A 15,265-nucleotide genomic window follows, 5' to 3' on the forward strand; every position below is an offset into this window, starting at 1 on the left:
ATAGGGTCACGACGCTCATACGGTGGGAATGGTGCCGCCGTCGATGACGAATTCGGCGCCGTGGACCGAGGCAGCCAGCGGCGACAATAAAAAGGCGACCAGCTCGGCGACTTCTTCGGGTTTGCCGGGGCGTCCGATCGGGATGCCGCCGAGCGACTCCATCACCCGTTGGCGGGCGGCCTCGATGCCGCCGCCGCCGTGCTCCGCCAGTCGCTCGAGGAACGCATGGCTAGCCTTGGTTTCGATGAAGCCGGGGGCGACGGCGTTGACGCGAATGCCGCGCGGCCCGAATTCATTGGCCAGCGATTTGCTGTAGCTGGCCAGGGCGGCCTTCGCCGCGGCGTAGGCGACGGTCGATTCGTACAGCGGCAGGCGGCGCTGGATCGAGGTGATGTGCACGATGGCGCCCGCGCCCCGCTCCACCATCGCCGGCAGGAAGGCGCGGTCGACCCGCACCGCGCTCATCAGGTTGAGCTGGAGCGCCTCGTCCCATATGGCATCGGTCAGGGCCAGCGCGCCCCCGCCCGGCGCCGACGAGCCGCCGACGTTATTGACCAGCAAGTCGAGGTGGCCGAACTCACCCTGGACGGTGTCCACCAGGCGGCGCACGCCGTCGACGCTGGCCAGGTCGGCTTCCACGTAGCGCACCGACGCCACCGGATCCTCCGGCTGCTTGCGCGCCGGGGCGATCACGGTCGCGCCGCGCGCGGCCAGCACACGCACGATGGCTTCGCCCATGCCCTTGGTGCCGCCGGTGACGAGCGCCCGTTTGCCTTCGAAAGCGTAGTTGTTCATGACGTTACTCATGGCTTGATCTCCAGCGAAGCGATGCTGTTGGACTGCAGGGCGAAGTGGAAGGCGAGCGTGATCGGGCTGCCGGGAAAGTTGCCGCTCACTTCGGCGCGCAGGGCGTAGCCATCGTCCTTGCCGTCGATGCGGTCGAGGCCGATGGGGACCATGGTGGAGCCATACTGGCGCGCGGTGTCCTCGGCCCAGGCGGCGATGTCCGCGCGGCCGCGGCGCAGGTGGCCTTCGTCATGCACGGTGGCGTCGGGCAGGAAGGCGGCGGCCACGCGCTGGGCATCCTGCGCGTTGGTGGCCTCGACATAGGTCGAAATGGCGGAAGGCAGATTGATCATTTGGTTTCTCCTTGAAAGTAAGTACTTCCAGTGTAGAGTCCACCACTATGGTGAAAAAGATCCAAAAAGGATATGCTCAATAAACCTAAAGTTCGTAATCAATTGTCCAAATACTCCCGTGAGTTCTCTTGAACTGATCCGCCTCTTCCTTGCCGTCGCCGAGCACCGCAGCTTCACGCTGGCCGCAAGGCGCCTCAACGTCAGTCCCACGGCGGTCAGCAAGGGCGTGCGTGCGCTGGAAGCCAGGCACGGGGTGCCGCTGTTTACCCGCACCACCCGCAGCGTGTCCCTCACCGACGCCGGCGCCGGCCTGCTCGCCGTCCTGAAACCGGCGGTAAGCCAGATCGAAGACGCTTTCTCGGAACTGGAACAATTCCAGCGCCGCCCTGCCGGCCGCATCCGCATGACCGCCCCGTGCGCCCTCGGGCGCCTGGTGGCGGGAGTGCTGGTGCCGCGCATGCGCGCCAGCCACCCCGACATCAGCTTCGACCTGTCGCTCGACGACGGCCTGGTCGACCTGGTGGCCGCCGGCTTCGACGCCGGCATCCGCCTCGGCCAGGCGATCGCCCAGGACATGGTGGCCATCCGCCTCAGCCGCCCGCTGTCCTGGTCGATCGTCGCGGCGCCCGCCTACTTCGAGCGGCATGGCGTGCCCTTTCACCCGCGCGAACTGCTGCAGCACCGCACCATCCGCTACCGCTTCACGACCTCCGGCGTCTTGCCGCCGTGGAACTTTCGCGACCACGAGGGTGATGCCGACTATCAGCTCGACACCGAGGCTGCCCTGTGCGCCAACGACACCGGCATGATCGCCGAGCTGGCGCGCCAGGGTCTGGGCATCGCCCGCCTGCCCGACATCGAGATCGCCGATGACCTGCGCCATGGCCGCCTGGTGCGGGTGCTCGCTCCCTACGTGCCGGTGACGTCCGGCCTCTACCTCTACTTCCCGATGCGCAGCCAGCACCAGTCCAAGATGCGGGCCCTGGTCGACGAGGCGTCGCGGGTGGCCGGCGAAGGCCTGCTCGACGTCTCGTTCGGCTAGCGGCCTGCGTTCAGTTGGCGCCGGTCGCGGCCACCGCATCCAGGATCACCTTGGCGACGTCGGCCGGACGCGACTGCTGCGGCACGTGGCTGGCCGGCAGCTCGGTGACCTTGGCGCCGATCTTCTTGGCCATCGCGCGCTGCAGGCCGGGATCGATCATGCGGTCGCGGGCGCTGACGATGAACCACGACGGCTTGCCGCTCCAGGCCGCATTGGTGACCTTGTCGCTGAAGGCCTTGGCCTGGATCGGGCCCTGGGTCGCGGTCATCACGGCGGCCTGCGCGGCCGGCACGTCCTGGGCGAAGTCTTCGCGCATCGCGGCTTCAGGCAGGCTCAGGAAACCTTCTTTGTCGGCCACGAAACGCTTGCTGCCAGGGGCGGCCGGGTAGCCTTCGCCGGTTTCGGCGGTCGACTTGCCGGCTTCCGGCGCGAACGCCGCCACATACACCAGGCTGCCCACCTTGTCGTGCTGGCCGGCCTCGGTGATCACGGTGCCGCCCCAGGAGTGGCCGACCAGCACCACCTTGCCCGGCTGGGTCTCGATCGCGCGCTTGGCGGCGGCGACGTCGTCGGCCAGCGAGGTCAGCGGGTTCTGGACCGCGGTGACCTTCACGCCCTTGGCTTGCAGCAACGGGATGACCTTGGCCCAGTCCGAGCCGTCGGCGAAGGCGCCGTGCACGATCACGACGGAGGGTTTGGCGCTTGCCTTGGCGGCGGCGGCGTGGACGTTGGCGCCGATGGCGGCGAAGGCGGTAGTGACGGCAGCGGCGATGGCCAGGGTGCGCAGGTGGCGTTTGACGGTCATGATGTTCTCCTAAAGGTGTTGTTGGGTAAGTGAATCCAGTATAGGGATGGCCAAATCGTCACGGTATCGGTCGATTGACCGAGGCGACCGATGTTCCAGGAGGCCATCTGCACCGCCCACTGCGCACCCATTTCGGCTCGTCAATTTTCAACATACGGCGCCACGACCGAACTGGATGCACCAACAAACACTTTTTTCTCAGTCGAACACTGGCGTCTCCACGCCCAGCAATTTGTGGATCTTGGGCGACGTCGTCGTATACAACATATGCACTTTCTTGTCGGGGAAGACATAGGCCGCGGCGCCGAAGGCCGCCAGCGCCGCCTCGTGGAAGCCCGACAGGATCAGCTTCTTCTTGCCCGGATAGGTGTTGATGTCGCCCACGGCGAAGATGCCCGCCTCGCTGGTCTCGAATTTCCCGGTATCGCGCACCCGCAACTGGCGCATTTCCATGTCCAGGCCCCAGTCCACGATCGGCCCCAGCATCGGCAGCAGGCCGAAGAACGCCATCACGCTGTCGGCCGGCACACGGCGCGTCACACCGTCGGGGCCCGCCACCTTGACTTCGGACAGCCGGCCGCCGCGCACGTCGAAACCCGTGACCTGGCCCGGGATGAACTGCATCTGCTGCGCCTCGCACAGCGCCTTCATCCTGGCGATCGAGGCTGGGGCGGCGCGAAAGCTGTCGCTGCGGTGCACCAGCACCACCGATTCGGCCTTGCCCACGAAATCGAGCGCCCAGTCCAGCGCCGAATCGCCGCCTCCGCAGATCACCAGTTGCCGGCCATGGAAGCGCGCGGGATGCTTGACCCGGTAGAACAACTGGCTGCCCTCGAAGCGCTCGATGCCGGCGACCTTCAGCTTGCGCGGCTGGAAGGCGCCCACGCCAGCCGCGATGATGACCGTCTTGGCGATGAAGCGGGTGCCGCTGGACGTCTCGACGTCGAAACGGCGGTCGGCCCGCCGCTGCAGGGTCGTCACCTCTTGCCCCAGGTGGAACACCGGCTCGAACGGCGCGATCTGGCGCAGCAGGTTGTCGGTCAGTTCGCGCCCGGTGAGGACCGGCGCGGCCGGGATATCGTAGATCGGCTTGTCCGGGTACAGTTCCATGCACTGCCCGCCCACCGCCGCCAGCGAATCGATCACGTGGGCCCGGATGTCGAGCAGGCCCAGTTCGAACACCTGGAACAGGCCGACCGGGCCGGCGCCGACGATGACGGCGTCGGCCTCGATGGCGCCGCGGTCGCCAGCGCCGGGTATGCCTGCAAAGCCGGGCAAGGCCGGGATATCGTTGGGTTTCATGTTTGTCTTTTCTTTGAATGCCGCGGCTCCCCGGTCGGGAAGGCGCGCATGGGGACAATGTATAAACCCTCAAGTTCACTTGAGGTCAACAGGATGAGCGTGCCAAAAAATATTTCTAAAGAGAACTTAATGCCGTACGGAAATCTGTCGCCCTGTACTCATGAGAGCGAGTGACGCACTCGAAACACAGGATTTTCCCCGATACCCTTAGGAGTTCACCATGCTGAGCCTTCACACCAATAACGCTGCGCTGTCCGCACAGAACGCGATCTCGCGTACCCAGAACAATCTGTCGACCTCGATGACCCGCCTGTCGACCGGCTACCGCATCAACTCGGCAATGGACGACGCGGCCGGCCTGCAGATCGCGACCCGCCTGAAAGCCCAGAGCAGCGGCATGGCCGTTGCAATGCGCAACACCCAGAACGCCACCTCGATGATGCAGACCGCCGAAGGCGCGCTGGGCGAAGCAAGCAACATCCTGGTCCGCATGAAGGATCTGGCGACCCAGGCCGCCGATGCCTCGTCGAATGCTTCGGACAAGACTGCGATGCAGTCGGAATACGATGCGCTGGCCAGCGAACTGACCAACATCATTGGCAATACCTCGTTTGGTGGTGCCAAGCTGTTGAATGGCCTTGCCACTGACGCGGATGTAACCGCCGCTGGAACTAGGCTTGCTAACGCAACCACGGATCGGAATGATCTCGGTGCTGCTATCGGCAATGTGCCTACGACGGGAGGTATTCCTGGTACGCCGCCCGATGGCGGCGATGGCTTGGAACGGGATTACGCAATGGCGCGTTGGGACTACGACGAGGTCGACGGCGTAGCTGACCCGGACGGGAAAGCAGCAGCATATGGCGCTATGATCGACAAAAAGAATGAGCTGGCAGCAGCGAAGGATGCCTATGCTAAAGCTGAGACTGCAGTAACCGCAGCGACCAAGTATAACAATGCCGTTACAGCTGCCGCTGACCCTGACGGCGAGGGCGGTAAGCTTACCGCCGAGCTGAGCTTCCAAATTGGTGCATCGAGCAGCGAGACCATGAAGCTGGATTTGTCGACGCAAGTGACTGGCATGCACAATGCACTGAAAGATATCAGCGGCAAGTATAATGCGTTCGGCGCCGCCGATGCGACTGGAGTCCCAGGCACCGAACTCACCGACGCGGATGTGACCAATGGCATGGTCGATATGCTGCAAAACGCAATCGACTCGCTCGGTTCCGTCCGCTCCTCGCTGGGTGCAGCTGCGAATCGTCTCGATCACGCCAACACCAACCTCGCTAACATCAGCGCCAATACCCAGGCTGCATCGGGCCGCATCATGGACGTCGACTTCGCGACCGAAAGCGCCAGCATGACTTCGAGCCAGATGCTGCTGCAAGCCGGCACCGCGATGCTGAAGCAGTCGAACAGCATGTCGTCGATGGTCATGTCGCTCCTGCAGTAATGGCCACACACCCGGACATCACTCCGGGTTGAGCTACAAAGGCCAGCCTGCGGTTGGCCTTTTTTTATTCCTGATCGGGTTCCTAATGGCCAGCATCACCTTCCCAGCCCTTCCCCCGCCGCCGGCGATGCCACTACAGGTCGGCGCAGTGGCGGCCGCCACGCCCGCCGCCCTGCTCGGTGGCGGCGGCAATGCGCCTGCGCTGCCGTTTTCCCAGCCGCTGACGAGCCCCGCGGTACCGCCCCAAGCCGCGGCGGAAGCCGGCGCCGACGGCGCGGCCATGCGTCCCGACCAGGTGCTGATGGCGCGCCAGCTCGTCTATCCGCAACAGGACGCCGCCAGCCTGGCGCGCGGCTGGCGCAATCAGGTACGCTCCCACGGCAGCCAGCTGACCAGCCAGGCGCTGGCGGCCAGCGCCGGCCAGTTGTCGCCGGCGCAGCTGGCGGCGGCCCAGCAAGGACAGGCGGTGCGCCAGCCCGAGCTGCTGGCCGCGCACCAGGATGCCTGGCGCTTCACCGTGCACGCGGGAGGCCAGCCAGCCCAGCACCTGGAAGTCATTGCAGAAGATGCCGACAAGCCGCCCGGACGCCGCCGGCGACCGCGCGCCGCGCTGCGCCTCGAACTCACGCTGGCCGATGGCACGGCGGTGGTGATCCAGGTCGAACCGCTGCCGCAAGGGGTATCCATCGAGATTTGCGCGCCCGACAGCCGCGCACTTGCGCGGCTGCGCTGGCTGCAGCCGGAACTGGACACCGTACTGGAAAAGGCAGGGGTCAAGGTGTTGCGCTGGCAGTTCCGCGACCGCCTGCCGGCCGGGGCCAGCCATGCCATGATCGCCAATGCCGAAGCGGCGGCGCAGGCGCTGACGCCCGCAGTGTTTCGCACGGTGGCGGAACTGGCGCTGCTGCTGCCGGCGCAGCCGGCGCCCGAACACGCAGCAGAAGCCTAGCCTACTGTCCCAACGATCGACACATCCCGGTTCTCGGGAATCTCGTTATACGACAGCACGTGCAAACCCGGCGCGAACAGGCGCGCATAGCGCGCCAGCAGCGGGCGCACCTGCGGCAGCACCAGCAGCAGCGGCGGCGTATGCTGCCCCTTCATCTGCTCGCGCGCCACCGGCATATTGATCTGCAGTTGCGACAGCAGTTGCGGATCGATCGGGTAATTATCCAGCACCACCTTGCCGCCGCCGTTCTGGCGCGCCTGGTTCAGGGAGCCGAGCAGCATGTTCTCGAGTTCGGCCGACAGGTTAAAGGCCGGCATGTCCTTCTTCTTGCCGAACAGGCCCGAGACGATCTGGCGCCGCAGCGCGCAGCGCACCTCGGCCGCCAGCAGGATCGGATCCTTGGTGGTCTCGCTGCTGTCGAGCAGCGTGGTAGCGATCACCACGATGTCCTTGAGCGACACGCCCTCGAGCAGCAGCACGCGGAACACGCGCAGCAGCTGGGTGTGGGTCAACGCCTTGTCCAGTGCCGCCGCCAGCTTGGGCGACAGGGCCGTCAGGCGCTCCATGATGGCCGGCACGTCCTCGTGGCGGAACAGCTCGTGCAGGTACTCGCGCACCACCTTCGTGACGTGGGTCGCGATCGCGCTCGGCACCTCGACCACCTGGTAGCCCAGGCCCAGCGCGTGCGCCTTCTGGCCTGGCTCGATCCAGGTGATGGCCATGCCGTAGGCTGGCTCGATGCCGGGAATGCCATCGAGTTCGCCGTACACGTTCGGCGACGGGATCGCCAGCAGGTGGTCGGGCATCACCTCGGCCTCCGCCACCACCGTGCCCGACAGGCTGATCGCATACTGGGTCGGGCGCAGCGCCAGGTCGTCGCGCACCGCGATCACCGGCAGCAGCATGCCCATCTGTTCGGACAGGCTCTGGCGTACGCCCTTGATGCGCTTGGCCAGTGGCTCGCCATGGGCGCGGTCCACCATGCCGACCAGTTTGTAGCCGACCGCCACGGTCACCGGCTGCACTACCGGCAAGGCTTGCCAATCGAGGTCCGGCACCCGCTCGTCGCGTAGCGCGGCCTCGATCTTGGCCACCCCGGCATTGTCGGGCGCCATGACCCGCTGGCCGACCTTGTAGCCGGCGAAGCCCAGCACCAGGGCCGCCACCGTGAAGAACAGCCACGGCATGCCCGGCACCACCGCCAGCAGCAGCATGATGCCGGCCGCCGAGTACAGCACTCCCGGCTGGGCCAGCACCTGGTTGCCGACCTGCTGCTCCAGGTCACCCGACTCGCCGATGCGGGTCACCAGGATCGCGGCCGCTGCCGACAGCATCAGGGCCGGGATCTGGGCCACCAGGCCGTCGCCGATGGTCAGCAGCGCGAACACGCGGAAGGCTTCGCCCAGCGCCAGGTCGTACATCAGGGAGCCGATCGCGACGCCGCCCACCAGGTTGATGATCAGGATCAGGATCGAGGCGACCGCGTCGCCGCGCACGAACTTCGAGGCGCCATCCATCGCGCCATAGAAGTCGGCTTCGGCGGCGACATCCTTGCGCCGGATGGTAGCCTGCTCCTGGTTGATCAGGCCCGCGTTCAGGTCGGCGTCGATCGCCATCTGCTTGCCGGGCAGCGCATCGAGCGTGAAGCGCGCCGAGACCTCAGAGATGCGCTCGGCGCCCTTGGTCACCACGATGAAGTTGACGATCATCAGGATGATGAAGATCACCAGGCCGACCACGAAGTTGCCGCCGATGACCACGTTACCGAAGGCTTCGATCACCTGGCCGGCGGCGTGCGTGCCCTCGTGGCCGTGCAGCAGCACGACCCGGGTGGAAGCGACACTGAGCGCCAGGCGCATCAGCGTGGCGCCCAGAATCACGGTCGGGAACACCGCGAAGTCGAGCGGCCGCTTGGCCGTCACCGCGACCAGGATCACGATCAGCGACAGCACGATATTGAAGGTAAACAGCACGTCCAGCAGCACCGGCGGCAGCGGCAGCATGATCATCCCCAGCAGCGCGATCAGGAATACCGGGGCGGCGAATTTGTGCCGTCGCAGCTCGCCAACGAACGCGTTAAAGGAATTCATGAAGTTCATGCTGTGGCCTCGGAGAGATGAGATGGCACGTCCATCTCGTGGGGGAACCGCGGGGGCGCCTGGCGCCGGCCCGAACGGAACGCGTTCAGTTGTAAAACGTAGTTCAGCACCTGCGATACCGCCTGGTACAGCTGGGCCGGAATCTGTTGCTGCACCTGGCTGGTGTTGTAGATGGCGCGCGCCAGCGGCGGCAGCGCCAGGGTCTCGATATTGTTTTCTCTTGCCACCTGGCGGATATACAGCGCCATCTCGTCAACGCCCTTGGCCACCACGAACGGCGCCTCGGCGCGCCCGGTGTCATACTTGAGCGCCACCGCATAGTGCTCCGGATTGACGATCACGACGTCGGCGGTCGGCACCGTGCTGCGTACGCTGCGGCGGGCCATCTGCTGCTGCAACTGGCGGATGCGCTGCTTGACTTCGGGACGGCCTTCGTTGCTCTTGTGTTCTTCCTTTACTTCCTGCTTGCTCATGCGCTGGTTGCGCGTGTACAGGTACTGCTGTACCGGAACATCGATCAGGGCGAACACCACGAACACCGCTACCATTGCCATCAGACCGTCAAAGGCCAGCGACGCAGCCGCGGGCAGCGCCTGGACCAGGGGCATTTTCTGCACCTCGATGAAGCCCTTCAGGCCTCCGGTGGAAACATTCCACAGCACGAGGCCCAGCACGATTGCCTTGGCGGTCGAGGTAAGGAAACCGATCCAGTGCTTCTGGCTGAATAGATTGCCCAGGTTGGTAATCGGGCTGAAGCGGCTGAACTTGGGCCGCAGGTTCTTGCCGCTGGCGGCAATGCCGCCCGGCACTGCACCGGCCACCACGATCGCGAACGGCACCACGGCCAGCGGAAGCACCATGTGCACGAACAGCTGCAGCGCCGCGCCGAACACGGTCGACATGGCGTTTTCGATCGTCCCGGCCTCGCCCAGCGGCACGAATACCAGCCTGAACAGGTGGCGCATATCTTCCATATATGTCGGCATCATCAGCGCGAACACCTTCAAGCCTGCCAGGATGCCAATCGCAGTGGCCAGGTCGCGTGAACGCACCACCTGCCCTTCCTGGCGCGCCTTCTTGAGCTTCTGGGCCGAGGGCTTTTCGGTCTTGTCGCCACCGCTGCTGTTATCCGCCATGGGCCAATCTCATCTGCTCGGTGAGCATTTCCAGCACCTGGTTGGTCATCGAGATATAGTGTTCGGGAATGAAACGCACCAGTTGAACCAGCATCATCAGGCCGAACACCGTCACCAGCGAGAAGCCCAGCGAGAACAGGTTCAGGCTGGGCGCGACCCGGTTCAGGAAACCAAAACCGATCTGCACCACGAAGGTCGAGAACACGATCGGCAGCGCCAGCAGGATCGCGGCCGAGAACACCCAGCCAACGTTCAGCGCCACGGCTTCAAGCAGCAGCGGCTGGAAGCCCGCGCCCACTGGCCAGGCATGGAAGCTCTGCCCCAGCACCGCGACCAGCACCAGGTGGCCGTCGATGCCGAAGAACACCAGCATCGCCACCAGCGACATCAGGCCCGAGATCACGTCCGATACCTGGCCGTTGATCGGGTCGTTCATCTGGGCCATCGAGAAGCCGATCTGGCTCGAGGTCAGGAAGCCGAGCATGGTGACGGCCGCCATCGCGAACTGCAGGGCCAGGCCCAGCACGCCGCCAATGACGGCCTGTTCGAGCATGGCGACCACGCCGGACAGCGAGAAGGGATCGGGCATGGCCGCCCCGGCGCGCGTGGTCAGCGGCAGCATCAGGAACGACAGCACGATCGCCAACAGTGCGCGCACCGGCATCGGGATCGCGCCGTCGCCCATCACCGGGGCGGTGACCATCATCGCCATGATGCGGCAGAACGGCCACCACAGGGCGCCGATCAGCGGCAGCAGGAAGCCGAACAGCTCGATGCCCATTCAACCCACCAGGGTCGCAGCGCGCTGGAATACAGAAACGCAGTAGTCCATCAGCTTTGAAGTCATCCAGTGGCCGGCGACAATCACCGCGAGCAGGGTCACCAGGAGGCGCGGCAGGAAGCTCAGGGTCTGCTCGTTTATCTGGGTGGCGGCCTGGAACAGCGCCACCACCAGACCCATCACCAGGCCAGGGACGACCAATACCATCACCAGCAGCATCACGATCTGCAGGGCTTCGACTACCAGGTCGACGGCGATATCGGGGCTCATGTTCGTCGTTTTCTCGTGTTGAATGCCTGGCTAGAAGCCGTGGATGCTGCCCACCAGGGTGCTCACCGTCAGGGTCCAGCCGTCGACCAGCACGAATAGCAGCAGCTTGAACGGCAGCGAGATCACGAGCGGCGACAACATCATCATGCCCATCGCCATCAGCACCGAGGCCACCACCAGGTCGATGATCAGGAACGGGATGAACAGCATGGCCCCGATCTGGAACGCGGTTTTCAGTTCGGACAGCACGAAGGCAGCCATCTTGACCGGGAAGCTGTGCTGCTGCGGTTGTGCGTACAGGGGTTCGCCCGCCAAGCGCGCGACCTGGGCCAGAGATGCCTTGCTGGTCTGGGCCAGCATGAAGCGCGACACCGGTCCTTCGGCGATGCGCAACGCCTGCTCCAGGCCGATCTGGTCCCGGTCGTACGGCAGAAAGGCTTGTGTCCACACCTGCTCGCCGATCGGACGCATCACCAGGATGGTCAGGATCAGGGCGATGCCGGTGACGATCCGGCTGGGCAGCCCCTGCTGCAGGCCGAGGGCCTGGCGCAGCAGCGACAGCACGATCACGAAGCGGGTGAAGCAGGTCATCATCATGATCATCACGGGCAGCAGCCCGAGCAGGGTCATGATGACCAGGATCTGCGACTTGACGCTCATGCCGGAGCTGGTCGCATCGGCGCCCGGAATGACGCCGGCCAGCAGGTCCTGGTTCTGGGCCGCCGCCGGCAGCGACAGCAGCAGGCCGCCCAGCAGCAGCGCGGCAATGGCCGCGCCGCGGGTGCCGCGCATCATGGCGCGAGCATGTCCAGGTTCAGGCCGTCCAGGTCGATCACCTTCAGGCCGTACTGCTCGCCCGCGACCACCACTTCGGCGCGCCCGATCGGGGTGCCGTTGACCTTGATCACCAGCGGCTCGCCGGCCAGCGAATCGAGCGGCAGCACCGACGACGGCTGGATATCCATCAGTTCCTGCAGCGAGACGCGGGCCGACCCGACCTCGAGGGTCAGGGTCACCGGAATGCGCCGCATCATCTGCGGCAGCTGGCGCGCGGCATTGCGGCCGGCCGTGGCGGTCGCCTGTTCGACGCCGTCGAGATCATCGATGATCACGTCGCCGGCCAGTTGCTCGTTGAGGTTCATGTCCATTATTCGGCATCTTCAAATGAGGTTAAACACAGCTTGCCCTTGTGCTCGGCCACCGCGGCCGTGAACAGTCGGGAATCGTCCAGCAGCACGTCGGCGCGGCCGACCGAGACCGGGATCACGTCGCCGACCTTCAGGCCGAACAGCGCGGCCAGGGTCACTTCCTTGCTGACCAGGCGCCCTTCGAGCTTCACTTGCAGGTGAGACGCCAGCGGCTCGCGCGCCATGCGCGCACCGGCGCCGCGCGCGCCATTGCGTTCGGCCATCAGGCCCTGCAGTACATGGGCCATCAACCCATGGTCCAGGCCGATCCACAGGCGGCCTTCGGGCGCCACCAGGCCCGGTTCGTCGGACTCGCGCCGGCCGTACTGGGCGCGCAGCACGGCGCGGATCACCCAGCCGGCCTTGCCCGGTGCGCTGGCCGGCACGATCGAAGCGCCCGCCTTGGCCAGCTGCGGCGCAGCCGGCGAGGCGGCGCCAGCCGCCGTCAGGCCTTCAGCGATCCGTTCGTCGACCAGGGTCGCCACCTGCTGGGCCAGGGTCGCGGCCAGCCGCTCCTCGGTCGCGGTCACCCGTTCGACGCCGGGGTCACGCTGCGGCGCGGCATTCGGGCCCTGGGTGCGGCGCGCGTAGCGTCCTTCCAGCAAGCCCAGCAGCAGGCTGCGCTCGAAGGCGACGGCGGCCAGGCCGTAGGGACCGCCCAAGCCCAGCCAGCGCAGGCTGCGGTCATCGGGGGCGCGCTCGAACGCCAGGCTCTCAAGGCGGTAGACGCCCCAATAGCGGCGACCTCCGGGCGACGCCATGGCGGCGCCCAGCGCCTCGGCCAGGCGGGTCGCGAAGGCCGGCAGCAAGTGCACCGGGCGACCCAGCAGGCAGGGATCGAGCACCTGGAAGTCACGCGAGCGATCGGATTGGTTAATCGACATGTTTGTTGACTGAAAATTACGTTTCGATGACAGCTTTTCATTCCCCACGGCAACAATTATACAGGGAAGTCACTCGCGGGAACTTTGACATTCTCCTTTGATTTCCAACTTGCCCTACGGTAATATCGTGCTGTCGCACCGCAACAACTCGGGCCTTCTGCTCTGGGGTAAGAGGGGAAAACAGTAGCATGACGGAAGTCAGACGACAAAAACAAACGTTCGTTCGTTGATCGGTTTTCAAGTTTTTCATACTCGAAACCGTTGTATTAAAACGAAAAACGGTCACTATATGTCGCTCTCAAACAACAATGTTTTTAGATGGGAACCACGATGGCAACTGAACTTGCCGGCCTGATCCGGGCCGACCTGGCGCAACTGACCAACGACGCTAACCGCCTGGCGATCGCCCCCGCCGCCAGTTCCTTCGCCGAACTCGGCGCCCACGGCGCCCAGGCCGATAACGCCTTTTCGTTTACCCAGGTCATGAAGACCGCCCTGGATAACGTCAATGCCCACGACCAGGCCGCCGGCGCCAAGGTGGCCGCGGTCGAAGCCGGCAAGAGCGACGACCTGGTCGGCGCGATGCTGGCCAGCCAGCAGGCCAGCCTCTCGTTCTCGATGCTGATGCAGGTTCGCAACAAAGTCATGACGGCGGTCGACGAGCTGATCAAGCTCCCGGTCTGATTTCCCTAGATAAGCGATTCATCCGTGATCTCCTCCCTCAAATCCGCCGTCGGCGGCAAGTTGGCCCTGCCCTCGCTGCCGCCGCTGCTGCGCAATAACCTGCCGCTCATGCTCGGCCTGGCCGTGGCGCTCACCGCCGCCATCATGATGTACCTGTGGCAGGACCAGTCCAGCTACAAGCCGGTGTTCGGCGCGCGCGAGAAAGTCGTCGCCGCCGACATGATGACGGTGCTCGAGGCCGAACAGATTCCGTATCGGGTGCACCCCGAGAGCGGCCAGGTGATGGTGCCTGCTTCGAGCCTGGGCAAGGTGCGCATGCTGCTGGCCGCCAAGGGCGTGACCGCCCAGCTGCCGGCAGGTCTGGAACTGATGGATCGCAACGACCCGCTGGGCGTCTCGCAGTTCGTCCAGGACGTGCGCTTCCGGCGCGGCCTGGAAGGCGAGCTGGCCCAGAGCATCCTCACCATGGACGCGATCGCGAGCGCCCGGGTTCACCTGGCGATCGCCAAGACCAGCTCCTTCGTGACCGCCAATACCGACGGCAATTCGGCCTCGGTGGCGGTCACCGTCAAGCCGGGCCGCGCGCTGTCCAACGAGCAGGTGGCGGCAGTCGTCAACCTGGTCTCGGGCAGTGTTGCCGGCCTCAAGCCGCAACGGGTGTCGCTGGTCGACCAGGCCGGCAACCTGCTGTCGGCGCGCGTCGACCTCGAGGGCGGCTTCGATGGCGCGACCCAGGGCGACGCCGCTTCCAAACGCTTCACCGACGAGGTGCGCGCCAACGTCAACGACCTGCTGGCCCCGATCCTGGGCGTGGACAACTACAAGGTCAGCGTCACCGCCGCGGTCGACAACGACCGCATCGAAGAGACCCAGGAAAAATACGGCGAAGCGCCGAAGGTCACCAGCGAAGCGATGCGCGAGGAGATGGAAAAGAACCGCATGGCGCTGGGCGTGCCCGGCACCCTGTCGAACCGCCCGCCGGCGCAGGCCGATCCCGACGCCGCCGACGGCGAAGCGCCGCAGGACAACGCCGACGACGGCAGCGCGCGCAAGAACGCCACCACCCGCCAGTACGCCTATGACCGCGCGATCACCCAGATCAAGCGCGAGCGCGGCCGCCTCAAGAAGCTGTCGGTGGCGGTGGTGCTGAACAATGCCAGCGCCGCCGACGGCCAGGCCTGGACCTCGGCCGAACTGGCGAACATCAGGACCATCCTGGCCGGCGGCCTGGGCATCGACGCCGCGCGCGGCGACGTGCTGGCCGTCTCGAGCCTGAAATTCCCGGCCGCCCCGGTGGCCCAGGAATGGTGGCAGGAACGCGACAACGTGGTCGACATGACCAGCTACGCCCTGTGGGCGCTGGGTGCGATCCTGGCCTACTTCCTGCTGGCCCGCCCGCTGCTGCGCGCGGTCACCACCCGCCTGGCCCCGCAAGCGCCGCTGGCGCCGGCGGTCCCGGCCCTGCCGGGCGGCCCGGGCGCGGCTGCGGGCGCGACCGACGGCGACGCCCTGCCTGGCGGCGTGGCCGCCC

The 15,265-nt window shown here is 65.7% G+C and carries 16 protein-coding genes and 1 pseudogene; 6 read left to right on the plus strand and 11 right to left on the minus strand.

What is annotated here, in order from left to right; genetic code table 11:
* Positions 1-15 precede the first annotated feature (15 nt).
* Together FVD38_RS13815 and FVD38_RS13820 are read right to left on the minus strand one after the other, a co-directional pair.
* Positions 16-807, minus strand: coding sequence for an SDR family oxidoreductase (locus tag FVD38_RS13815; protein ID WP_147935334.1), 792 nt, complete (start codon positions 805-807; stop codon positions 16-18).
* Complete coding sequence (locus FVD38_RS13820; RefSeq protein WP_187271585.1) at positions 804-1,139, minus strand: nuclear transport factor 2 family protein; 336 nt, start codon at positions 1,137-1,139, stop codon at positions 804-806. Before FVD38_RS13820 ends, FVD38_RS13815 begins: the two co-directional genes overlap by 4 nt.
* Positions 1,140-1,257: 118 nt before the next feature.
* Between FVD38_RS13820 and FVD38_RS13825 the strand changes: the two genes are divergently transcribed.
* Positions 1,258-2,181: a LysR family transcriptional regulator gene (locus FVD38_RS13825; protein ID WP_229493648.1), complete on the plus strand. Its 924-nt coding sequence runs from the start codon at positions 1,258-1,260 to the stop codon at positions 2,179-2,181.
* A 10-nt stretch (positions 2,182-2,191) separates the two neighbouring features.
* On the opposite strand, the gene FVD38_RS13830 is transcribed toward FVD38_RS13825, so the two are convergent.
* Together FVD38_RS13830 and FVD38_RS13835 are read right to left on the minus strand one after the other, a co-directional pair.
* On the minus strand, positions 2,192-2,986 hold the full coding sequence (locus FVD38_RS13830) for an alpha/beta fold hydrolase (RefSeq protein ID WP_147935336.1): 795 nt from the start codon (positions 2,984-2,986) through the stop codon (positions 2,192-2,194).
* A 198-nt stretch (positions 2,987-3,184) separates the two neighbouring features.
* A complete protein-coding gene (locus tag FVD38_RS13835; RefSeq protein WP_229493649.1) occupies positions 3,185-4,288 on the minus strand; it encodes an NAD(P)/FAD-dependent oxidoreductase in 1,104 nt (367 codons plus the stop codon).
* Between the two features lie 220 nt (positions 4,289-4,508).
* Here FVD38_RS13835 and FVD38_RS27210 point away from each other — a divergent pair.
* The 3 genes and pseudogenes from FVD38_RS27210 to FVD38_RS13850 all read left to right on the plus strand — a co-directional run.
* Positions 4,509-4,925: pseudogene (locus FVD38_RS27210) on the plus strand (flagellin N-terminal helical domain-containing protein); the annotation flags it as partial.
* A 561-nt stretch (positions 4,926-5,486) separates the two neighbouring features.
* Positions 5,487-5,744 (plus strand): flagellin, encoded by a 258-nt coding sequence (locus tag FVD38_RS27215; protein ID WP_370660639.1) that lies wholly within the window; start codon positions 5,487-5,489, stop codon positions 5,742-5,744.
* A gap of 85 nt (positions 5,745-5,829) precedes the next feature.
* Complete coding sequence (locus FVD38_RS13850; RefSeq protein ID WP_147935337.1) at positions 5,830-6,693, plus strand: hypothetical protein; 864 nt, start codon at positions 5,830-5,832, stop codon at positions 6,691-6,693.
* Here FVD38_RS13850 and FVD38_RS13855 read toward each other — a convergent pair.
* Genes FVD38_RS13855 through FVD38_RS13885 form a run of 7 tightly spaced genes read right to left on the minus strand, consistent with a single transcriptional unit; the run spans position 6,690 to position 13,050 of the window.
* Positions 6,690-8,783, minus strand: a complete 2,094-nt coding sequence (locus FVD38_RS13855) for a flagellar biosynthesis protein FlhA (protein WP_187271586.1) — start codon at positions 8,781-8,783, stop codon at positions 6,690-6,692. The genes FVD38_RS13850 and FVD38_RS13855 overlap by 4 nt on opposite strands.
* Positions 8,784-8,788: 5 nt before the next feature.
* A complete protein-coding gene (gene flhB, locus FVD38_RS13860; RefSeq protein ID WP_147935339.1) occupies positions 8,789-9,928 on the minus strand; it encodes a flagellar type III secretion system protein FlhB in 1,140 nt (379 codons plus the stop codon).
* Positions 9,918-10,709: a flagellar biosynthetic protein FliR gene (gene fliR / locus FVD38_RS13865; protein WP_147935340.1), complete on the minus strand. Its 792-nt coding sequence runs from the start codon at positions 10,707-10,709 to the stop codon at positions 9,918-9,920. The genes flhB and fliR overlap by 11 nt, the downstream gene beginning before the upstream one ends.
* On the minus strand, positions 10,710-10,979 hold the full coding sequence (fliQ, locus tag FVD38_RS13870) for a flagellar biosynthesis protein FliQ (RefSeq protein WP_147935341.1): 270 nt from the start codon (positions 10,977-10,979) through the stop codon (positions 10,710-10,712).
* A gap of 30 nt (positions 10,980-11,009) precedes the next feature.
* Positions 11,010-11,774 (minus strand): flagellar type III secretion system pore protein FliP, encoded by a 765-nt coding sequence (gene fliP / locus FVD38_RS13875; protein ID WP_147935342.1) that lies wholly within the window; start codon positions 11,772-11,774, stop codon positions 11,010-11,012.
* On the minus strand, positions 11,771-12,121 hold the full coding sequence (locus tag FVD38_RS13880; protein ID WP_147935359.1) for a FliM/FliN family flagellar motor switch protein: 351 nt from the start codon (positions 12,119-12,121) through the stop codon (positions 11,771-11,773). Before FVD38_RS13880 ends, fliP begins: the two co-directional genes overlap by 4 nt.
* Before the next feature lie 5 nt (positions 12,122-12,126).
* Positions 12,127-13,050, minus strand: a complete 924-nt coding sequence (locus tag FVD38_RS13885; RefSeq protein ID WP_147935343.1) for a FliM/FliN family flagellar motor switch protein — start codon at positions 13,048-13,050, stop codon at positions 12,127-12,129.
* Between the two features lie 330 nt (positions 13,051-13,380).
* Here FVD38_RS13885 and fliE point away from each other — a divergent pair, with 330 nt between their 5' ends.
* Both fliE and fliF read left to right on the plus strand, forming a co-directional pair.
* Positions 13,381-13,734, plus strand: a complete 354-nt coding sequence (gene fliE, locus FVD38_RS13890) for a flagellar hook-basal body complex protein FliE (protein WP_147935344.1) — start codon at positions 13,381-13,383, stop codon at positions 13,732-13,734.
* Positions 13,735-13,758: 24 nt separating this feature from the next.
* Positions 13,759-15,265, plus strand: a 1,507-nt coding sequence (gene fliF, locus FVD38_RS13895) for a flagellar basal-body MS-ring/collar protein FliF (RefSeq protein ID WP_147935345.1), incomplete at its 3' end; no start/stop codon positions are given.

The organism is Massilia arenae, assembly GCF_008014745.1.
Lineage (GTDB): Bacteria > Pseudomonadota > Gammaproteobacteria > Burkholderiales > Burkholderiaceae_D > Telluria > Telluria arenae.

Excerpts from the sequence above, each read along its gene's own strand:
- FVD38_RS13815 (WP_147935334.1), bottom strand. The coding sequence starts at position 807 with ATGAGTAACGTCATGAACAACTACGCTTTCGAAGGCAAACGGGCGCTC.
- FVD38_RS13820 (WP_187271585.1), bottom strand. The coding sequence starts at position 1,139 with ATGATCAATCTGCCTTCCGCCATTTCGACCTATGTCGAGGCCACCAAC.
- FVD38_RS13830 (WP_147935336.1), bottom strand. The coding sequence starts at position 2,986 with ATGACCGTCAAACGCCACCTGCGCACCCTGGCCATCGCCGCTGCCGTC.
- FVD38_RS13835 (WP_229493649.1), bottom strand. The coding sequence starts at position 4,288 with ATGAAACCCAACGATATCCCGGCCTTGCCCGGCTTTGCAGGCATACCC.
- FVD38_RS27215 (WP_370660639.1), top strand. The coding sequence starts at position 5,487 with ATGCTGCAAAACGCAATCGACTCGCTCGGTTCCGTCCGCTCCTCGCTG.
- FVD38_RS13850 (WP_147935337.1), top strand. The coding sequence starts at position 5,830 with ATGGCCAGCATCACCTTCCCAGCCCTTCCCCCGCCGCCGGCGATGCCA.
- FVD38_RS13855 (WP_187271586.1), bottom strand. The coding sequence starts at position 8,783 with ATGAATTCCTTTAACGCGTTCGTTGGCGAGCTGCGACGGCACAAATTC.
- flhB (WP_147935339.1), bottom strand. The coding sequence starts at position 9,928 with ATGGCGGATAACAGCAGCGGTGGCGACAAGACCGAAAAGCCCTCGGCC.
- fliR (WP_147935340.1), bottom strand. The coding sequence starts at position 10,709 with ATGGGCATCGAGCTGTTCGGCTTCCTGCTGCCGCTGATCGGCGCCCTG.
- fliQ (WP_147935341.1), bottom strand. The coding sequence starts at position 10,979 with ATGAGCCCCGATATCGCCGTCGACCTGGTAGTCGAAGCCCTGCAGATC.
- fliP (WP_147935342.1), bottom strand. The coding sequence starts at position 11,774 with ATGATGCGCGGCACCCGCGGCGCGGCCATTGCCGCGCTGCTGCTGGGC.
- FVD38_RS13880 (WP_147935359.1), bottom strand. The coding sequence starts at position 12,121 with ATGAACCTCAACGAGCAACTGGCCGGCGACGTGATCATCGATGATCTC.
- FVD38_RS13885 (WP_147935343.1), bottom strand. The coding sequence starts at position 13,050 with ATGTCGATTAACCAATCCGATCGCTCGCGTGACTTCCAGGTGCTCGAT.
- fliE (WP_147935344.1), top strand. The coding sequence starts at position 13,381 with ATGGCAACTGAACTTGCCGGCCTGATCCGGGCCGACCTGGCGCAACTG.